Origin of the sequence: Bacillus sp. FSL H8-0534 (assembly GCF_038005885.1) — a bacterium.
GTDB classification, from domain to species: Bacteria; Bacillota; Bacilli; order Bacillales; family Bacillaceae_G; genus Bacillus_A; species Bacillus_A pseudomycoides.
In genome coordinates this window covers 50,474-69,894 of sequence record NZ_JBBOUC010000005.1, presented here as the reverse complement: position 1 = coordinate 69,894, position 19,421 = coordinate 50,474, and the positions used below count along the sequence as shown (strand labels likewise).

General features: G+C 37.1%; 18 protein-coding genes. All 18 read right to left on the bottom strand.

Going from position 1 to position 19,421, the window contains the following annotated elements; translation table 11 throughout:
- Nucleotides 1–34: 34 nt before the first annotated feature.
- Nucleotides 35–2,689, bottom strand: coding sequence for a type IA DNA topoisomerase (locus MHH71_RS30185; RefSeq protein ID WP_340725701.1), 2,655 nt, complete (start codon nt 2,687–2,689; stop codon nt 35–37).
- Nucleotides 2,690–2,719: 30 nt separating this feature from the next.
- Nucleotides 2,720–2,842, bottom strand: coding sequence for a hypothetical protein (locus MHH71_RS30180; protein WP_303047192.1), 123 nt, complete (start codon nt 2,840–2,842; stop codon nt 2,720–2,722).
- Nucleotides 2,839–3,027 (bottom strand): hypothetical protein, encoded by a 189-nt coding sequence (locus MHH71_RS30175; RefSeq protein ID WP_078212213.1) that lies wholly within the window; start codon nt 3,025–3,027, stop codon nt 2,839–2,841. The genes MHH71_RS30180 and MHH71_RS30175 overlap by 4 nt, the downstream gene beginning before the upstream one ends.
- Nucleotides 3,028–3,095: 68 nt before the next feature.
- On the bottom strand, nt 3,096–4,085 hold the full coding sequence (locus MHH71_RS30170) for a hypothetical protein (protein WP_078212211.1): 990 nt from the start codon (nt 4,083–4,085) through the stop codon (nt 3,096–3,098).
- A 91-nt stretch (nt 4,086–4,176) separates the two neighbouring features.
- Nucleotides 4,177–6,036: an ImmA/IrrE family metallo-endopeptidase gene (locus MHH71_RS30165; protein WP_340725700.1), complete on the bottom strand. Its 1,860-nt coding sequence runs from the start codon at nt 6,034–6,036 to the stop codon at nt 4,177–4,179.
- On the bottom strand, nt 6,029–6,310 hold the full coding sequence (locus MHH71_RS30160) for a hypothetical protein (protein WP_078212264.1): 282 nt from the start codon (nt 6,308–6,310) through the stop codon (nt 6,029–6,031). The genes MHH71_RS30165 and MHH71_RS30160 overlap by 8 nt, the downstream gene beginning before the upstream one ends.
- Nucleotides 6,311–6,374: 64 nt before the next feature.
- Nucleotides 6,375–6,845 carry a hypothetical protein gene (locus tag MHH71_RS30155; protein WP_340725699.1) on the bottom strand — a complete coding sequence of 157 codons (471 nt, stop codon included), beginning with the start codon at nt 6,843–6,845 and terminating at the stop codon, nt 6,375–6,377.
- On the bottom strand, nt 6,842–8,050 hold the full coding sequence (gene mobP2, locus MHH71_RS30150) for a MobP2 family relaxase (RefSeq protein ID WP_340725663.1): 1,209 nt from the start codon (nt 8,048–8,050) through the stop codon (nt 6,842–6,844). The genes MHH71_RS30155 and mobP2 overlap by 4 nt, the downstream gene beginning before the upstream one ends.
- Nucleotides 8,047–8,304, bottom strand: a complete 258-nt coding sequence (locus MHH71_RS30145; protein ID WP_006097113.1) for a hypothetical protein — start codon at nt 8,302–8,304, stop codon at nt 8,047–8,049. The genes mobP2 and MHH71_RS30145 overlap by 4 nt, the downstream gene beginning before the upstream one ends.
- Before the next feature lie 258 nt (nt 8,305–8,562).
- The gene (locus tag MHH71_RS30140) at nt 8,563–9,435 is read right to left on the bottom strand and encodes a hypothetical protein (protein WP_078212205.1); all 873 of its coding nucleotides are present in this window, start codon (nt 9,433–9,435) and stop codon (nt 8,563–8,565) included.
- Between the two features lie 21 nt (nt 9,436–9,456).
- Nucleotides 9,457–10,056, bottom strand: coding sequence for a MerR family transcriptional regulator (locus MHH71_RS30135; protein WP_078212203.1), 600 nt, complete (start codon nt 10,054–10,056; stop codon nt 9,457–9,459).
- A 49-nt stretch (nt 10,057–10,105) separates the two neighbouring features.
- On the bottom strand, nt 10,106–11,227 hold the full coding sequence (locus tag MHH71_RS30130) for a bifunctional lytic transglycosylase/C40 family peptidase (RefSeq protein WP_078212201.1): 1,122 nt from the start codon (nt 11,225–11,227) through the stop codon (nt 10,106–10,108).
- A 3-nt stretch (nt 11,228–11,230) separates the two neighbouring features.
- Nucleotides 11,231–13,171 (bottom strand): VirB4 family type IV secretion system protein, encoded by a 1,941-nt coding sequence (locus tag MHH71_RS30125; protein WP_340725698.1) that lies wholly within the window; start codon nt 13,169–13,171, stop codon nt 11,231–11,233.
- A gap of 9 nt (nt 13,172–13,180) precedes the next feature.
- Nucleotides 13,181–14,038: a hypothetical protein gene (locus tag MHH71_RS30120; RefSeq protein ID WP_078212174.1), complete on the bottom strand. Its 858-nt coding sequence runs from the start codon at nt 14,036–14,038 to the stop codon at nt 13,181–13,183.
- Between the two features lie 13 nt (nt 14,039–14,051).
- Nucleotides 14,052–14,342, bottom strand: coding sequence for a DUF5592 family protein (locus MHH71_RS30115; protein WP_078212175.1), 291 nt, complete (start codon nt 14,340–14,342; stop codon nt 14,052–14,054).
- 63 nt (nt 14,343–14,405) lie between these two features.
- The gene (locus MHH71_RS30110; RefSeq protein ID WP_078212176.1) at nt 14,406–16,538 is read right to left on the bottom strand and encodes a pLS20_p028 family conjugation system transmembrane protein; all 2,133 of its coding nucleotides are present in this window, start codon (nt 16,536–16,538) and stop codon (nt 14,406–14,408) included.
- 18 nt (nt 16,539–16,556) lie between these two features.
- Complete coding sequence (locus MHH71_RS30105; RefSeq protein ID WP_003203030.1) at nt 16,557–16,757, bottom strand: hypothetical protein; 201 nt, start codon at nt 16,755–16,757, stop codon at nt 16,557–16,559.
- On the bottom strand, nt 16,757–19,414 hold the full coding sequence (locus tag MHH71_RS30100; RefSeq protein WP_367946543.1) for a VirD4-like conjugal transfer protein, CD1115 family: 2,658 nt from the start codon (nt 19,412–19,414) through the stop codon (nt 16,757–16,759). Before MHH71_RS30100 ends, MHH71_RS30105 begins: the two co-directional genes overlap by 1 nt.
- Between the last annotated feature and the right edge of the window lie 7 nt (nt 19,415–19,421).

Below are 19,421 nucleotides of genomic sequence, written 5' to 3'. Positions count from 1 at the left end.
AAAGAGAACTGTTTGTATCAGTTCTCTACATCATTTATTTTCCAAATAAGAATTTTAATCGTTTTTCTTGCGTGCTATAAGATAAACGAGCATCAAATTTCTTCCCATTATTTTTGGACTCAAACCCTTTGATTTGATCGGTCATATTCTTTTCTAATATTTTGATCACATTGTTACTACTAATTTTCTTTCCAGACACGATCCCTGGAATAATGAATTCACAAGTCTTTTTATATTGCTCGCATAAGTAATTTGATTTACCTACAATTACTCGGCTCTTGCATAGCGGACATTTCCCTAGTGTACGATCTTCCATTGTTGGAAAACGAAACTTTAGCCCCTCCTTATCCAAGTATAGTGCCGCTGTAAATTCACCCTTTTCTCCTTTAAATCCTTGAATGAAGTCTGAACATTGCCCCGTCAAAATCTTTTTTAGTTGAGAAGGGGGAATCGCTTTTTCTTTGATTTTTGCTGGCAGCATGAACTTACAACCATTTTTATATTCTGTGCACCCAAAAAATGTTTTTCGATGAAGAATGTCCCCTTTCTTACAGTCTGGACACTTCCCAAGAGACAGCTCTTCTGTCGTTGGAAACTGGAACTGTACTTTGCCTTCTCGGAATACTAAATACGCTGAAAACTCTTTCTCACCGGATTTAAAGCCTTTTAACAGATCCGTTTTCTTACTTTCAAACAGCTTTTTTACTTGTGCTTCAGGAATCGATTTCTCTTTAATTTTCTTCGGTATACGGATCTCACATTCTGGATAATTACTACATCCATAGAAGTTGCCCTTATGAAGGATTTTCCCCTTTTTACATGGGCAACGGCATACTTCAATTTGTTGATTCCAATTCAAAATCATTTCATCCGCTACTTTTTCTTCTGTTTCTCCAAGTTTTGCAACGGTTTCTTTTACAAATGTATTCGTATTTTCCACAAATTCACCGTATTGCATTTCCTTCTTTTCGATCATATGAATCATCCCTTCCATTTCAGCCGTATAAGCTGGATTTTTGATTTCATCTATCGGAAATTTTTCTACAAATGCACGACCAATTTTCGTAGTACGAATTTGGCCATTGGTAACTGTGATGTAATTTCTCGTTGCGAGTTTTGGAATAAAGGTCTCCTCTGTCGCAACCGTCCCAATACGTTTTCCTTTCATTAGCTCTTTTAAATGGTCATCATCTAATTTACGACCGGCGGTCTCCATAAACGTTAGAATGGAGCTTTCAGTATGAAATGCTGGTTTCTTTGTTTTCGACTGCATTAAGTCATGTTTTACGATTTGGAACGAGTCTCCTTCATATAAAAAAGGGATTTGAAAGCTTTCCACAGACCCTTCTTCCATGTCCTCGTGAAATACGCTTAAAAATCCCTTCTCTTGAAGCACCTTCTCTTTTGTACTATATATATTTTCATCTTGGTCCATAAACTGTGCTTCACGCACCAAATAAACAGCCGGTGACATAAAATTCCCAATGAATCGCTTTACAATGAGATCATATAATTGAATTTCTAATGGTTTTCTATTGGTCCCGTCATATGGTTTTGTTGTCGGGATGATGGCAAAGTGACTATCTACAAGTTCATCGTTAAAAGTGACATGTTTTTCTGTAATGGTATGCGTATCTACAAGTTGCACCAAATCCGCATAATTGGTAGACTGCAAGGCTTTGAATACTTCTTGTACTCTGCCTACCTTTTCCGTTGGCAAATGCCTGGACGATGAACGAGGATACGAAATCCAACCTTCTTCATATAAACTCTGAATATGTTTTTTTGCGGTCTCTGCGCTCACTTTCAATTTTGAATGTGCTTCTTTATACAAATCCGTCAGGTTATATAACAATTTTGGTTTCTTTTTTCTGGTACTCTCCTTAAACTCCGTTACCGTTAATTCTGTACCAACTAATTTAGCACCACGCTTTTGCAAAGGAGCTGGATCTAATAACTGATCTTCTGTCTTCATAACAGCTTCTAATCCATTCTCTGTGATGAGTTTTAGATTATAGTAGGTCTGTTCCTTATAATTTTCTATGGCTACCTCACGTTGCCAAATCTCATGTAACAGGCACATTTGCACACGTCCTGTTGCCAATAAGAATTGATTTTTAGCAAGTTTCGTTGTACATCCTCTCGTCACATTAATTCCGAGAAGATAGTCTAGGTATTGCCTTGCTTTTGCGGAATTTGCAAGTCCGTCATAGTGTTCCCCTGGCTCTAATCGGTTCAGTCCTGCCTCTAATTCTGCTGGCTCATACGAAGCAAGCCAGAGGCGAGATTGTCGTTTATTTACACTCGCATATTCATACATTTCACGATAAATCAGCTCGCCCTCACGGTCTCCATCACAAGCGTTGACCACATGATCTACATCCTGACGTTGCAATAGATCTACTAAAATATTGATTTGTTCGATATAATCTTGCTTCACTTTGTATTCCGGCTCTAACAAAAGGGGCAAGTGTTCGAATTTAAATTCTTTGTATTTCTCATCTATTTCTTCTGGATGCTTCAGCTCTAATAAATGACCGGAACACCAACTAATAATATATTTTTGATTTTCAAAGTAACCAAAGTACGGCTTACTTCCCATATGCTTCTCTGCATTTCGAAATCGTGGTGATTTCAATAATTCGTATGCAACTTTCGGCTTTTCCGCAATAAATAATGTTTTTCCCATTACCCATTCCTCCTCATGTATGTAACATCTTTAATTTTGACGCTTGATTCTCCACATTTTGAAGCGTTTCATCACACATTGCCCCATCCATAAACAAATGTTCAATGCCACAACTACAAGCAACATACAGCCAGCAAATAACCATGGATTCATGACATCTTTCTCCATTCCCAATCTTTCTGCAGAAAGACATACATTTGTTTTTTCTCTGACAGTATTTCACGTGCCAGTTGAATTTTTTCTATTGGGAACAGAATAAAAATCAGTTCTTCAGCATTCCTTGTCTCTGCCCATACACCCGTATAATCAATATCTACAATCTCAACAACGTTTACCATTCTCTTCTCTCCTTTCGCTTTTAAAAAGAAGAAGAGCACTGTTTAACAGTACTCTCCTCAACCTATATCTATCTAGCATGTTCCATTTCCGCTTCTTTTGGCTGCTCTTTCTTTTTTACGTTTTTAAACTGATGAAAAAGTTGTGCGAATTTATTTTGACTTTTTGGTTCTTTCTCCTGGCTCGATTCTTTTTTACTATTTTTATCATATTCTTGTTTTTCTTGATCTAAGGCTTTTTCAATGCTGGACAACTTTTCCCGCTGGGAATCTGTTAGATTCATTCCTTTTAACTCCTGAAGAGCTTCCTTTTTCAACCGGTATACTTCAGGATATGAATGTGTCTTCTCAAACTCTTTCATTTCTTTGACACGCTCTTCCCGACTTTTCGTATACGTTTCTTCTTGTTGCCCTGGACTATTATCCTGTTTTTCTTTTGATGAGGTTTGTTTATTTGGATCTGATCCCTTTTCATTATCAACTCCTAATAACATAAGCAATTCTGCCTGGTATTGTTCCTTGTAACGTATCTCATCCTGAGAAGGGGCAATCCCTTCTAAAATTTGTTCCTTATACGATTCTTTATATGCCTCTTTTGGCATTGCTTTAGGCATCACCACATGATTTTTTTCATCTAATGACTCTAGAGGTGAGAAAGACTGTTCTACTTGATTTCCCCTCTTTTGATTGGCTGTTTCATCCATTCTTTGCCGCTCAATCGCTCTTTGTTTTATCAAATTTTTCACCACATCAGACAATTGCTTCTCTCCTGTAAGTCGAAGAGAAGATTTCGACCAATTCTCACCATCTATTTCTTTTTCATATACTTTTACTTTCCCTGTATCATGATGAATATCAATTGTGATATCTCCTTGCCCCCAGTCCATTGCACTTGTCACTGATGGAATCGCAAAACGAGTAACACCTGGTTCCACTCCTCGTTGTTTTTCATGCATATTCCCTTCAGGGAACCTTTCTATTTGTTTTCCAGCCGTTTTCAACGCATATTTGTACAACGCCTCTTTTACCTCTTCTTGTTTGACTTGTTCTTTTATATTCATTTTTCATTCCTCCTTAAAATAAAAAATCACTTTTCGCTCTCAACGATAGGTGATGACAATGTTTCTTTATTGAATTGTGTAAACATGCCATCTATCGTTCTAATTCCACCTCTTGTTTCTTTTTCTTCGCAACATTTTGGAACTGTGCAAAGTTAGAGAATGGTTCAAACTGTTTTTCTCGATCAACCACTTTCGATTCGGTCTGCTTCGTAACTGTAACTCCTTCTTTGTTCAATTTTTCTTGTACTTTACTTTCTAATTGATTAACAGATTCTTGGGTAATGAGTTCATTATCAATTGCTACATTTTTGGTTGCAAAATAACGTTCTTCCACTTGTACACGGCTTATAATACTATCAATATCGTTCACAGTTTCATTAGATTGAGCCCTTTTAAATACTTCATATTTTTCACTTAATTCTTTTTCCATCGAAGCCGTAACATGTTTAGCTGTATGCGGAAGTGGCTGTAATTTTTGTTCTAATGACTCAATTGGTGCATAACCTTCCTGTTTCATTTCTTTATATAACTCTACTTCTTTTTCACTAAACCTTAACTCTTTTGGATCCTCAGCTTTATCTACAAAATCCACTTCTCTTTGTACCCATTTATCATATATGGCTATTTTGACTAGATCATTTAAATCAATCTGTGCATCCTTTTGATGTACAACAAACGAATTTTCTTTCCCCTCAAAAACAGAATTATGGACTGTCTCATATAAATCTGGTTGCAAAATTTTATTTAAGTGAACATCTTTTACACTACCGTTTTTTTCCGTTAAAGATACAGATAAACCTTCTTGATTTGGTTCTTCTTCCTTCCGTATTGGTATGTCAGTAATCTCTTTAGTAAAAGCATCCATCATGTGTATTTTTCCACCATACATATCTTGCACATCTTTATACAACACTTCGATTGTAACCAAATGGGCTTTCTCATGATATGGAGATGCATATAAACCATCTGACTCTGTTTTTGCCATACTATCTACCTCTTTCCCTTTTTTATTATTGATTTCTTTATCTAAAATACTTTCAATTGTTTCAATAAATTCCACAGACGTTTCATGTACTTCTTTTAGCAATTTGGATTTATCTTTTAACTCTTTCCCTTGCGTCCAGTTTGCTAAGTATCCTAACGAATACTCGCTTGTATCAATTCCAAAATAGGAAGAAACCGTATAAGCTGCCATTTCTGCCTGAAACTCTTTTTCTGGTGCCGTGTAATTCATATGTGTTTCGGCTGTGTGAAGTTTGGCATGGGCAAGCTCATGAAGAAGTGTTTTCACATTCTGTAATTCACTATTTCGTGGATTTAAAGCAACTTCTTTTGTTAGGGTATAGCTCACCCCCTTTGCGACCCCAAGCTCTTGTTTCGGTTCAATAATTTTCACACCGTTTTTTTCCGCAATAGCTTCCATACCTTTGTACAAACTCTTATAATTTTTCACAGTTCCTTCTAGCCAACGATTTGGAAAAATATGAGGCAAATCTTCCGCTTTTGCGTTCGTTTGCGACACATCGAATACATAGCCGACAGAAAAATATAGACGACCTGGTTTCACTTCTATACTTTTAGATTCAATCTGTTTTTTCTCTTCTTCATTCGCTTTTGCAACAGGTTTCCAAGTTCCCCTTTTGTCTTTAAATTTTGCTGTTGTTCGGTTCGGAACAAGGATCTGTATTCCTTTCTCACCCTTATTAACCGAAAATCCTTTTTCTTTCCAAAAAGAAAAGGAACCCACGGCTCTGGATCCCTCAAATTGATTCTGTATTAATGCAATATTGGATGGTGAATAGTGATAAAACTTTGCCATAAATGATAAATATTCTTTTAAATCTTCTGGTGAACGAAAATAACCTTCTATGCTTTTTTCCATCTTTTTTGTTAGTGCTACTACCTTTTGTTTTTTCTCTTCAAATGAAACAGGGGAACGCTTTTTACTCATTGTTTTCCGCTCCCTTTGATGAAGCTTCTATTAATTCATCCATCGTTTCTTCATTCCAAGTTTCTAAGTCTGTTGGAACACATATTTTATGAGTTTTCATGTTGATGGGAATCAGTAAATCGTTTTCTGGAAGCTCAATATAATCAAATAACTCTTGTTCTTCCTCTTCTGTTAATGGGATTGTTACTTCTTGATTTGCGACGTGAAAAGTAACTTCTCTTTCGCCAATAGATTTTATAATTCCAAGTTCAATATCTTCATGAAATAGTAACATTTCTTCTTCCCCTTTTCCTTTTAATTGTACTGATATTTCTTCCTCACAATCTCATCAAGTGGCTCTATAGGTTCACCTCCCCAATTGGAACAAACACTTCTTTTGTTTGCCCCCTCGAAGTTTGATAATCCATCTTCTTTTGTCTTTTATGTGCAATTCTTTCCTCTACTACTTCTCTTACATGTTTTGTTGCTTCTGTTTCTGCAATATCAGTTGTGCAAACCCCTTGATACTGTTCATGCTCATAGATGCCATTCATAAACTCAATTAACATCTGTGTATTTTTATCAGCACTATTCGTACCAAGTCGGATTTTTGTAAGTTCTTCTTTCAACACCTCATGAAGGTGCTTTGTCACGACTTCTGTAATATATCGAAGCGACCATTCTTGCTGTTTTGCTTGCTCATGATCTCTACACATTTTTGCAAGTGCTACACCGTTATAGCGAATTTGATGTTCTTCCATATAAGCCCTAAAGTAATGATCTGTTTCCTCGTCAATCGTAAATACCCGCTTTACTTCGTTCTCTTTCATCGTTCATATCCCCTCTCATTTTGTTGTTGGATTTCTCTTTGAAGACGCTCATAATAACGTTGATTTTTCCAACTTTCATATTCACTTTTGAATGCACCTTCCATTTTCCTAAGTGCATACTGCATCGAAACATTTTGTTGAAAGTTCTTTTGCTGAATGGGCTTTCGATCTAACATTTTATCAATGCGCTGTCGTTCTTTATCGTATGCTTTCATCTCTTGTAAAAACGCATTTCCCATTCGCTTGTGAAGCTCTTCTATCTTATTTCCTTTATAATTTTCATAGCGTTTCTTATCACCAGAACCTTCTCCATATGCTCTCTTTAATACATCTACTTCTTTATCTAACTTTTGAAGAAACTGTTTATAATCTTCTTTATGATGCTTCTCAATATATTTTTTCGTTAATGCATCGAGATGAGGACGGAGTGGGCGCAATGTATTGTAACTGTATTGCCATTGCCTTTTATCTTCTGGTAAGCGTTTATAAATGAACTGGAATAATGGTTTTAGCTCTCGATTGCGCCATGTGAATGTGGAATCTTCTTTCTTTTTTGCAACCATATTCTTTCGAATCAAATCGTTAATCTGTTTTTGTTCCTGACCACGATCCATAATATTTTGAACAACTTTTCCTTTCATCGCATCTAATGTTTTTTGTTTTCGCTTCCCTCGTTCTCTCGTTGGAAATGGCTCAACAGTTGCGACATGAATGTGAAGGTTATCCGTATTATAGTGAATCGCTCCTGACCAAATTGCTGTATGTTCTAGCTTCTCTCTTTTTAACATTTCTTTCATCGCTAACCGGGTGACATCCATTAATTTTGTTTCATCTACAGTACGTGTTCTAGGATCGTACACGCCATGTTCAGCGAGCCAGTCATTATCAAAAGTGATGACATCTTGCCACATAATACTTTTATTTTTTTGAGCGAGCTGAAACATCTTTTTTAGGTCTTTCTTTTCATTTTCCTTTAAACCGTTACTATGCTCTGTGAAGAGGGAAGATGTCTTCTTTGAATCTCCCATATAATCCTGATACAGAGAAAACATTTTCTGATGTGCTTCCCCTTCTCTTTTCGCATCTTCTCGGTCAACGTACTCCACATAATCCTGAAATGTCTTTCCATCTGCCGTAACAAAACGAGACACTGTCACCACACCAGGCGTCACCGTTGCTTGTGAAGGACTTGTTGTTTGGCTCATACCTCATCATCCTGCGTCATCATTTGTAAAAAGGCATTCATTTCTTTTACAGCTTCGAAACAACTTTCCATCGCATAGATATTTTTTTCGAGCAACTGTTGAAGATACAATTCACGATTTTGTTGTTCCTGGTAAAACGCCAATGTTTCAATTTGTCCTTTTAAAAATTCCTGTCTTGAAATGTTTTTCTTCTTTGCAATTTCATCTAATCTTTTGATCGCAACTGGACTCAAATTTCGGATTTTAATGTCCATCTGTTATTTCGCCTCCATTCGTTCAGAACACTACGCCCAAGAGAGAGAAGAGCATAAGGGGTTTTTGCCCCCACCGAGGGTGTGGGACTAGGCAAAGCCTAGTAAAATCGTGGGGTCATGAAAGTCTTTCAAAAGTCGAGTCGAGGTCGACTCAAATTCCCCTCTAGTTGAGTCACGGTCGAGTCACCTTTCTATACAGGTTGACTCGAGGTTGAATCGTAAATAAAGAAAGTTGAGTCATGGTCGACCCAACTTTTTTCATGAACGCTCTACATCTTTTGCCTTCTCATCTAATTTTTTTATCTTTTCTTTCACTTGTCCTTGCTCCCATTTATATAGTTCAACCTTCTCTTTTGACTGGCTAATATTCGTTTCTTTTGAATTAATTTTTGCGTCGGTTTCCATTTTTTCTGTTTCAGTTTGGTACTTAGAATCGTTCTGCCATTCTGTGATTTGCTCTTGCCACTGTGTTTGTTTAGAGCTTTCTTGTTTCATGATTTCATCGTACTGTTTTACTTTTTCTTTTAAGATTTTTTGTTCCATACCGATAAACACTTTCGCATACGTACCTTTACTCTTTTGTGAAATGCCCTCTTCTATTTCTGTTTTCTTTTGGTCGGTGAAGAAAGATTTTAGGAACGTTTGCTTTTCATCTTGTTTTAAAGTTTCGCTGGCTTCTTTATTCTGTTGCTTTGTTTCTACTGTCACATCTCGATTATTTTTTTCAAATACATCCAGCGCAACTGCTTGCCATTTTGGAGATAGTTCTTTCACTTGTACAACCATATTTTCATCATCTTGGTACACCACTTTTACTGGTAATTGAAGATTCGGATTTGCTTTTTCTTGTGCCTGGAACTGATACTTTTCTCCATCTCCTCCCTCTACATGAAGAAACATTTCTATTGTATGAGAAGCTGGATCATACGCTCTTTTCTCTATCGTCATGGTTCGATTTCCAAATAACGTAACCGGCTTTTTCAGCTCTGTATGATAGACTGGTTCTTCATAGGGTAAATATAATTTCGAAGTAAAAAAGCCAAAAAAACCAAAAAACATAAATCCTACAATCAAGCCATATATCCATGATTTTTTACGTCTTAAATTCACACTGTTATTTACAACTTCCATTTACTCAACACCTCACTTTTTTTAAGATGTAACGATCTGAACCGCTAGTTCTTCTACATTGGTTACTTGCCAACTCTCTTGATTTTTTTGCACCGTTACTTTCATAACATTTTTCGTTTTGTCTGTTGTTCCATTCGCTCCAATGGTCACTGTATTTTGAAATTCTACGATCACTTCTACCTGAGAAGCACCAATTCTATAGGCTTGTAAGTATAACTTCATATCAGATGGTTTAGATACGTATGTGTCCTCCATTTCGAATGTATCAGTTGGATAAAAGAGCTGAAACACTTCATCTTTCATTAATTTTTTTGCTTGTTTTCTTCGTCCTTCATACCCCTGCTTTTCTCGATGAAATGATAGTTGAATAAACTTTTCTACTGCTGAAAGATATGATTGTCGCTCTTGTTCTTGTTCCGAAGGAAGAGTTTCCTTCACTTTCTTTTTCAGTTCTTCATTTTCAGTTTGTAACACCTGGTTACGAACTTTTAATTGCTTTACATCACCCGTTTCATCGTTGCGATAATACAAAAAGATGTTCAAAAAAGTAACGCCTGCAATGACAATTGCAAGCGCTACAAACCAGACTTTTCTTTTATCTTTTTCATTCGTTTCACTCACTAATGCCGCCTCCTTAACTTGTAATCCCCTATCCAGTTTTGTTATCATTTTAGTAACGTCTCACATGTCCTTTAAATACTTTAGTCCAGTATGGAGTCGATAAATTTTCGATTGAGACACCTTTATTCGTTTGACAACCAATGAAAGTATTTTGATCAATGACAATGCCAACATGACCGTCATGTTTATACGTATCAAAGAAAATAACATCACCAGCTTTCATTTCCATTGGTGAAATTTGTGTACCAATCTTATTTAAAGTTTCTGTACTTACAGCTCCCATTGGACTCACATTCATCCCAACCTGTTCAAATGCCCAACGTACAAAACTACTACAATCAAAAATCCCTCTTGCAATGTCATTTGTGTTACGTCCACCACCAAATACATAGGTAGAACGTCCAATCCATTGACGCCCTACGTCCGCAACTCGTGAGCCGGAAGAACCGCCTCCTGTGCTTCCTCCACCGCCATTTACTGGTGCGCCAGGTATAAAATATTTCAAAACCGCATCAACATATAAGGCGTCGCCATAACATGCCCCATAGGGTATCATCTCTGGTCTTACACAACGATACATACCCGTATGTTTTACCTTCTGATATGTTTCTGCGGAGAACTGAATTGCTAATTCTTTTGTGTATTTTCCACCGTTTTTTGCAATGAAATCAAAGAATCCTGTTCCAAAGTTGTAAGCCTGTAAGGCTGTTTTAATGTGATCCATATCACCTGGCCCCGTTACACCCGCTCGCTCAATCGCATGCTTAAATTCTTGAACCCCAGCCCAAATACTGTAGTCTGGATCGGTAATACAGTTCGGTGCTTTACAATACTTTGTGTTATATGCTCCTTCTGAGCTTTGCATCGGATCCAATCCACGTCCGCCACTCTCCTGCATCATTTGAGCCAACATTAATGGGACAAACGCTTCTACACCAAATTCCTGTGCATACTTCCGAATGGTAGGTTCCCATTTCAACACTTCAGCTGAAACATTTGCTGTCCCCATACCACCTTTTGGGTATGTAATATCCCCTTGCTTTTTATTCCCTTCCATTCCACCAATTAGTGTCATTGTAGCTCCTATAAGAAAAATCCCAAGGAGAAAAAGTAGACTCAGAGCAATCACAATGAGCCACTTTTTCGGAATAACCTTCAGTACAAGATGCATGAATTATGCCCCTCCTCCAAACAACGCTAACTCTTCTTCTGTTACATCGACTTTAAATAAAATGTTCTTCACGGCACTGATACATAAGAGAACATCTCCTGTTGGTAAAAAAGGTATTTCATTCAGTTCACTTGTACTGATTTGTCCCGCAAATACTCGCCGTAACATATCTAGGTTGTTGCTGTCTTGTTGCATAATGAATTTGTACTGTGTTAATTCAAATAGCTTCTTAATCTCTTCTACTGCTGCTACACTAGCATCCTCTGGAACAAAGTCACGAATCGAATGACTCGCAAATACAATGCCTGCAAAATATTTTCGAGCTTCTCGGCTAAACTTGATCGTGAATTGCACCGCATGTTGACTTCGTTCACTCGTATTAATTAAATGATGAGCTTCATCCATAATGATGAGATACCGAATGACATCTTCAAATTGTATTTCTTTTCTATCAAATGCTTTCCACTGTGGCTTTCCGTTTTCTAACATCTCATCCCACATCAAGTTCATAACGCTGAAAATCTGAGCTTGATAGATTTCCGGTTTTAAACTCATCAGGTGGCGCAATGAAAAAAAGACGATTTGCTCTTTTGAGAAATCGTCTATCGTTGAAATGCCATTAAATAAGTGTCCAAAGTTATCTACTAAATTGATTAGATTTAATTCAATCAACTCTAACCGTTTCTTACGAGTATCGCTGACATTAGAACGGTGAATTCCTTTTTCTATATCTTCATATAGTTCTGTGCGAACAAGATACAAATAATTTGAGAAAATAGGATACTCGTTTGCTAACAAACCTGTAATATTATTTTCCGCACCTGGTTCATCATTCCACAGTTCCTTTTCCACATACATTTTACGAAGTAAATTCTCATATTCTTTAATTTCATCATCCTTTGCTTCTGGTGCAATAAAACGATAAAAGATACTAAGTTTAGATAGATGTTGAGTAAAGGATACTTCTTCTGTTTCAGCCGTTTTATATACTTGGAGTGGATTGATTTGTCCTTGTGATCCATCTAATGCAATTTGCTTCCCGTTATACTCTTGCACAATATCTTCAAACTCACCTGTAATATCAAAGCCTCGAATCTTATACCCCTTCATTGCATTATCACTCATGATTTTTTTCAGTAAAGTAGATTTACCCGCACCCATCTTTCCGATAACCACGCCATTGTAACTTTTACGTTGTTTATCTTTATGGAACAAATCAAAAATGACACTCCCCTTTGTCTTGGTTGTGCCATAGTAAATACCATATGGGTCATTTAGAAATGTAAAGTGAAATGGGAATCCCCCTGCTAAAGCAAGAGCTGGTATTTCTTTCCCATTTCGTTTATTAATATATTTCTTCTGCATCTCAAAACTTGATGTTAAAGAAGCCCATTCATGTTCTTGTTCATTTAGGAATATGGCACCTCTAAAATTATAAGATTCTAGTGTTTCCATGACTTCTTTTGCTTGTTTTTCTAGCTCTGCCATCGTTCGTGCTGAAATATAAATGCGTAAATGTACTCGCTTCAGCACCTCGCCTTTTGATACTTGCTGATATAACGTTTCTAACTCACTAAACTGTTGTTCCGCTTCAATTCGCTCAATATTATCTTTAGCGTTCGCATGGCGAACGCTTTGTTCTGCCATTGATTTATTAATCGATTCAACCACAATTTTTCGGCTATCACTGATAATATCAAGCGTTGTAATAACATTTGGCATATTCATGATTGGTTCTAACCAAAAATCATTTACCGTTGTTTGATACCCATATACATGAATGCAGGTTTGTAATCCATCTCCACCTTGAACATATACTTCTTGGAATTTAATCCCCCCTTGTGGTTGAACCTTGGCAACCAATTCCTTATTGATTTGTTTCTTTTCTTTTTTCTCTTCGTTCTTTTGTTTTCTCTTAAAAAACTGAAATACAGACACGTTCATCACCTCTTCTTATTTTTTCGTACCAATTTTTGAATTTTGATTATGCAATTTATATAAAATTTCTATCTTCTTTTCCTCTTCCATCTCTAACAATGGGATGCATCGTTGCAAGTACCGTTTTGACGATTCCACCCGCTCTTTCACAACAAATTCGTTCTCACCATACACGAATAAAAAGTACTCCCGGTTTGTACGCCCCCATTCTAAATACTGAAGTTCTTTCAATTTTTGTACGAGGAAACGTTCATATAACGGATTCTGGCACGTTTCAATCTTCTTGAGTAAAAAACGTTGTTGCGGTTCCGTAGAAACTGGAAAATTCATAGATACAATTTTGATAGACTCTTGGTATGATTGATAATAGTGTGCAAGGTGATAAATCGCATATTCTGCTTCTTCTTCGTTCATGGAATAAATATCTGTACCCTGGATCTGTAAGATATCTACAAAACCTTGTTCTTCTCGAAATTCAAAAACACCCGATTCCGTCATATCAATAATCGGTATCACCTCAGCAATACTCTTTTTGATATGAGGTGGCTTCTCTTTCTTTTTGGATTTTTTTCTTTTTTTCTCTTTTTCCGTCTTCCCTTTGCTTCCCGAATCCTCGTCAATCTTCGCTGTTTTTTTCACAACATCTTTCTTCTTTCCAAGATGTTGCATCAAGTTTTTCTTCTTTTTCTTTACTGGCATCTCTTTTTCTCTCAGAGGTGCAACCGTTGGTTGTGCATCTTTCTTTTCCTGAAATCCTTTTATTTTTACGACTCCCCCTGGCTTTTTTTCTTGCTTTGGCAACTCCAGGGACGGTTTGGCTTCGCTCTTTTTTTCTACTCCTCTATTCATTTCTTTTTCATTGAATAATGCCATGCCATTTCCTCCTTTAATCTTGTTCCTGGTCAATTGCACAATACGTAGAACGTTTTCTAGCTAACATAATAAACAGCACCTCAAACATTCGTTTTTGTGGGTTTGTATTGGGACGAACTATTAAAAGGACACCTACAATCAACATGAAAATATAAAAGGGAATTTGTAACATCGGATGAACCAAGGGCTTAGTCGTCATAGTGAAAACCACAAGCCCTATAATGAACAAGAGATCAAAAAGATATAACACTTTGTTAATTTTCAATTCCGTTCGTATTTCTTTTGGAATTCGATAGTTTGCCATTTTCATTTCCTCCTTTTCAAGCGAAAAAAATAAGCATTCCATGTATGCTTACTGTGTTGTAACCTATGCATCTTTTCTACGATTTTTGGGTGGATTTTGATTTGTATTTTGCCCTTCATTCTTATTTTGGCGTTTGTTTCGGAAACTCTCCCCTGTATTTTGTCCAAGCTGATAAGAACGTCTTGTCTTTTGAACCGTTGGAGAATTATGAAATGCGTTAGAGAGACGATCCTTCGCATATTGACCAATGGTACGGTTTTCTCTTTGCGGTGCTGGAATATCCTCTGTAGAAGTTGGTGCCGTATCTACAGGACGAGATGAACCAGACGAGCTTTCACCACTTGAAGTTGTTCCGCTATGACTTGATTGTGACGGTTCTGATACGCTTGATGACGCTCCGCTACTGCTTGGTTGAGTTCCGCCTGTTGTACTTGATGGTACTCCACTACTACTTGATTTAGAGCCGCCTGTTGTACTTGATGGTGCTCCGCTACTACCTGATTTAGAACCGCCTGTTGTACTTGATGGTGCTCCGCTACTACCTGATTTAGAACCGCCTGTTGTACTTGATGGTGCTCCGCTACTACCTGGTTGAGATTTTCCTGATGCGCCTGATGCACTTGTTGATGTTCCACCACCTCCAGATTGCGTTCCGCCGGATACATTCGCTGAAGAACCCTGCCCTTCATTTTTAGCCTCTTTATCAAAACCAGACGATTTTATTTCATCTTGCAAAGACGTAGCGCCACCGCCTGCCTCGCCTTGGGACGCTTGACTTTTTTCTGTTCCAGAACCTGATTGACCCATTTCATCTTGTATAGATGAATGACCGGTTCCATTTGCCCCGCCATCGGCATCGCTTTGCTTTTCTTTCCCTTCTTTTCCATTCTCTTTACCTTGTTGTTCTTTTCCTTGCTTTTGCTCCTTTTGTTCACCACCATTTGTTTTCCCTGCATTCTTATATCCACTTGCCATACCCGCGGCACCTGCACCTGCTTGTAATGCACCATTACCTGCACTTTTTAACATGTTTCCAGCTTTGGATGCAATATTACTAGTTGCTTTACTAAGCCCTTTTCCAAGTGCGTATCCACCAGCAACGACTCCCCAACCATTTTTAAGACCTGCATCAATTCCAAATAGACGCTCACAAATAACGGGACCATCTACAACCGCAAGGCTCAAACAAATTAAAGCCACGATATAAGCAATTCCATTTACATTTTCATGAATATAGTTCATACCAATGAGATAGAGCTTTAATGAAAGAAAAATCATAATCATGATAAGAAACGCATTTAAAATATTCATCAAGATATGCTTTGTTTTTTGCCCATTTGCCACATCTGCCGGTGCAACTAAGTTTGCTAGAATGTAGCTGAAGGCTAGTTCAAAGCACAATTTCCCAAGTTTGATTGCTGTAAACAATAGCGTCATCCCAATTACAAATAAAGAAGAAGCGATTTTCCAAAACTCCCAGTCCCAGCGGTAATATTTATCTGGCCAAAAATCAAACCAACCATTTTTTAAATCTATCAGTACTTCTTTTCCATCTGGTGCAACGCTCAGTTTCTTTTCTACTATTTTTTGTCCATTCTCTGAAAGCTTGGTATCTTTATCAATTTTAAAATCTTTATCAATTTTTTCTAGGATATCAATCCGTCTGATATTCTCTTGCGGAATTTTATTTGGTTCTTTTAATTTGCTAGTTTTCCACTTTTCTATATCAAACTGTGCTACATCCGTGAGACCATCTTTTATAATCTTTTCACTTGTTGTTCCACTTCCTTTGAGATCCACTGCCTTAATTGCCTTATCTGTAAATTTATCCGCTTGCATCATCGCTGTACTTAATAACACAATTACACCCATACTGATAAAAATATTCACCGCAATCTGTTCACGATTTGTTTTCCGATTGAATATTAAAGTGTATCCAATATAAATGAGCGAAAACGCAAATAACACATAAAAGAGAGGCTGAAAGTCTCGCACAAAAGATTGTACTTCTTCTGATGCAAACAATGTTTTGACTAACAAAATTTTATCTGTAATTCCTTCTAACGCATCTACCAAATACGATAACCCTAAAATAATCATCCAACCAATCGAACGGAGGATATAATTCGTAAACCCACCAATTTCTAAGTACTCACTAAATGTTTTTAGTATTTCTAACACTTTCTCATCATTCATGGTTTCACCCGCTTTCTCTTAAGCTTCAAATACTTCTTGTATCGTCATATCAAGATACTCATCCACTTCGTCTACTCGTATAACAATCGGCGCTTCACCGGTTCCTCCTGGTTGTAACACCACAACGCCATTTCTAAGTCCAATCATTACTTCTCTCCCCGCCATTACTTGATTCCCGTAAACTTGTAAAATTTGTTGTAAGGAATTGGTTACTTGCATCATACTTCCTCCTTTACGCCTTCTTTTTCTAATAAACCATCCATAATTTCACCGTATTTCCCATTAATCAAACGATACGTATTCTTATCAATTTGTCCTGTCGTCACTAATATTTTCAAATCGTCAATAAAGCTTTCCATTGTACTTGCCTGAATATCCGCTAATGGTCTATTCCATTGCTTCACACATTTCTTTTCAATCACACTCCAAATGGAACGATGTGTTTCAAAGAATTCTTCTGCTGTTTTTTGTTTCCAATTTTCTAAGGTTAGTGGTTCAAATACATGAACTGATTCTGCTACTACAACAGGTTCTGATGAATGTGCTTCTTCAGGAATTTCAATCTCTTCATCAATATCCGCAAATTGTGGTTCCTCTGGCTCTTCCTCCGATGGAATTGGTACAGGCTCTGGTTCAGATTCTGGTACAATTTGTTTTGGCTCTTCTGGTTGCCCAGTTGGCTCCTCTTCTTGTTTTGGGAAGAAATCAATTATGAGATCCCTTGGATTCACATATTCATGTAAAGAACGAATGTCGATATCTAAAATGGATTGATCCGTATCAAAGTCATCTCCTAAGTACTCCCAACGGTATTTCATGACCGTTTTCCCTCGGTTCAGAATGGGAAACGGCTCTATCTTTTCAAACTTATTATCCCGACGCTTCATAAAGCGTATTACTGCACTTTCTCCTTCTTGGAACCTCATTAACTCAGTTGGCGTTAATAATGGTTTCGTATCAATCCCTTCTGTCTTACTCTTATCAATTGATAATCCTTTTCCACTCCGAGATAATGAATTGATTGTTTGATTCCCTAACTTTTCAGATATTTCTTTTGCGGTTTCTTTATTACCCGATTGAATATAAATTTGATTCCCGCAATTGTCTTGAATGGTGGTACTTGCATCTCCATATTTCATTTTCAACTGCGGAAGAGCTTGCACAATGAGGTTAAATCGGATGTTTCGTCCTAAACATACCGTTACAATATTCCCCATATCATCAATTGCAGGCATATTTCCAAATTCATCCAATAAATACACTACTTCTCTATGACACTTCCCACCACGAGCTAAACCAGCATACTTGGAGAGCACAAAATATAACTGTCTAATAAAGATTGAGGCAATGACATGATTACTAGAATCATAGTCTGGAACGATCATAAAGACCGCAATTGGTTTTTCAAAAATGACAATGCTATCAATTTGTAATCCATCTTGTTTCTCGACAACTTTGAATGTTGTTTCACCTGTATCCTTGTTGATTGTTTGGATCTCTACAATCATTTTCTTCTTCGTTTTACTCTCCATCACATGAATACGCTGACCTTTTTTTACATTTTGCTGGAAATTCAGTTCAAAACGACCTGCTGTATCTGTTTTGATACTTTCTTTCGAACCATCAGGGAAGATAATCTGTACACGTACCCTTGGTGTTCCTTTTCCTTGCAAGCTCTTCCCAAAGCCTATTCGTTTTAAATCGATACTATTACGAGATGTCATTTTCGCAATGCCATCAAAAGTAAAGATGGATAGTTTACTCATTGTAGTACTAAAGATACTCCCTCGTGTGGTACCACCTTTTGCAAAGCTAGAAGTTGCAAATTGCATCTTCGCAACACTCTCAGCAGGAAGCATTTCAAAATATATATCTAATGCATTTTGGGTATTTCCTTTTGCATCAATTACAATTTCTTTTGAACCAAGCTCGGATAACATGTTTGCGACTGCATACATCGAAATTTTATCTTCTGTTTTTTCTGTAATACATATATCTATAACCGCTAAGATTAATGCATTACATAAGCTCATCGCACTGTTATTCCAGAAAGGATCCTTTACATTTGGATTGTAATAAAGTGAAAAGGATAATGTATTACAAAGTGTCTGAGCTGTTGCTGTATCCCCTTGTTTGTAGGCGTCTTTGATGAGCTGAAGCAAGTTGTAACTCATCGACTCTAACGGGTTAATTAAATTTAAAACTTCAATATGGAAGCCCCGTTTTTCCAGCGTTTTTTTCGATGCCGCTAGCAACTCGCCTTTGGGATCATTTACGATTAAAGACGGCTGAATTTCAGCACGAGAATATGCATCAATTGTTGGAAATACATAGGTTTCCCCTTTACCAGACCTTGTTGTCCCGATGATTAAATTACTAACAGCCCCATCATCTATGAGTAGCCTTCCTGCCTTGGCACTATCTTTTAAATTTTTAATTTCTTGCCACTTTTCCATACCTTTTGCTTCCATCACTTTTTTCGCTTGCTGTAAAATGGATTTCAATGAAATCTCATCATACCTAGAGATGACCACACCACCTTTTCCTTCATATCGTTCCGTTTTTTCAGGAATTGCTCGATATTGCCTTTTCACCTCATCAAGTGTTGCAAAACGAGAAGAATCTTTTTGATTCTGATTTAAATCTTTAAAACTCGAACGAATCTTGTAGGTGAATTGCATGGTACATACACTCGCAATCAGGAATAATACCAAATAAAGTAACAACGGATGTTGAAAGGTATATAGATCCTCTATCCCAATATGAAAGGGCTTTGGATGTAATAAGTCTGAAAATGTTGTCTTCACCAGTTCTACGATGACGTTCCCCAGAAAATTTATGATAAGAAAGATTCCACCAAATAAAAAAGCACACATTGGGATG

What these genes read in the sequence shown, in the direction of transcription:
- MHH71_RS30115 (WP_078212175.1), bottom strand. Translation starts at nt 14,342, where the DNA reads ATGGCAAACTATCGAATTCCAAAAGAAATACGAACGGAATTGAAAATT.
- MHH71_RS30155 (WP_340725699.1), bottom strand. Translation starts at nt 6,845, where the DNA reads ATGAAAGAGAACGAAGTAAAGCGGGTATTTACGATTGACGAGGAAACA.
- MHH71_RS30175 (WP_078212213.1), bottom strand. Translation starts at nt 3,027, where the DNA reads ATGGTAAACGTTGTTGAGATTGTAGATATTGATTATACGGGTGTATGG.
- MHH71_RS30100 (WP_367946543.1), bottom strand. Translation starts at nt 19,414, where the DNA reads ATGTGTGCTTTTTTATTTGGTGGAATCTTTCTTATCATAAATTTTCTG.
- MHH71_RS30145 (WP_006097113.1), bottom strand. Translation starts at nt 8,304, where the DNA reads ATGGACATTAAAATCCGAAATTTGAGTCCAGTTGCGATCAAAAGATTA.
- MHH71_RS30160 (WP_078212264.1), bottom strand. Translation starts at nt 6,310, where the DNA reads ATGTTACTATTTCATGAAGATATTGAACTTGGAATTATAAAATCTATT.
- MHH71_RS30165 (WP_340725700.1), bottom strand. Translation starts at nt 6,036, where the DNA reads ATGAGTAAAAAGCGTTCCCCTGTTTCATTTGAAGAGAAAAAACAAAAG.
- MHH71_RS30105 (WP_003203030.1), bottom strand. Translation starts at nt 16,757, where the DNA reads ATGCAAGTAACCAATTCCTTACAACAAATTTTACAAGTTTACGGGAAT.
- MHH71_RS30120 (WP_078212174.1), bottom strand. Translation starts at nt 14,038, where the DNA reads ATGGCATTATTCAATGAAAAAGAAATGAATAGAGGAGTAGAAAAAAAG.
- MHH71_RS30125 (WP_340725698.1), bottom strand. Translation starts at nt 13,171, where the DNA reads ATGAACGTGTCTGTATTTCAGTTTTTTAAGAGAAAACAAAAGAACGAA.
- MHH71_RS30140 (WP_078212205.1), bottom strand. Translation starts at nt 9,435, where the DNA reads ATGGAAGTTGTAAATAACAGTGTGAATTTAAGACGTAAAAAATCATGG.
- mobP2 (WP_340725663.1), bottom strand. Translation starts at nt 8,050, where the DNA reads ATGAGCCAAACAACAAGTCCTTCACAAGCAACGGTGACGCCTGGTGTG.
- MHH71_RS30170 (WP_078212211.1), bottom strand. Translation starts at nt 4,085, where the DNA reads ATGAATATAAAAGAACAAGTCAAACAAGAAGAGGTAAAAGAGGCGTTG.
- MHH71_RS30130 (WP_078212201.1), bottom strand. Translation starts at nt 11,227, where the DNA reads ATGCATCTTGTACTGAAGGTTATTCCGAAAAAGTGGCTCATTGTGATT.
- MHH71_RS30110 (WP_078212176.1), bottom strand. Translation starts at nt 16,538, where the DNA reads ATGAATGATGAGAAAGTGTTAGAAATACTAAAAACATTTAGTGAGTAC.
- MHH71_RS30180 (WP_303047192.1), bottom strand. Translation starts at nt 2,842, where the DNA reads ATGAATCCATGGTTATTTGCTGGCTGTATGTTGCTTGTAGTTGTGGCA.
- MHH71_RS30185 (WP_340725701.1), bottom strand. Translation starts at nt 2,689, where the DNA reads ATGGGAAAAACATTATTTATTGCGGAAAAGCCGAAAGTTGCATACGAA.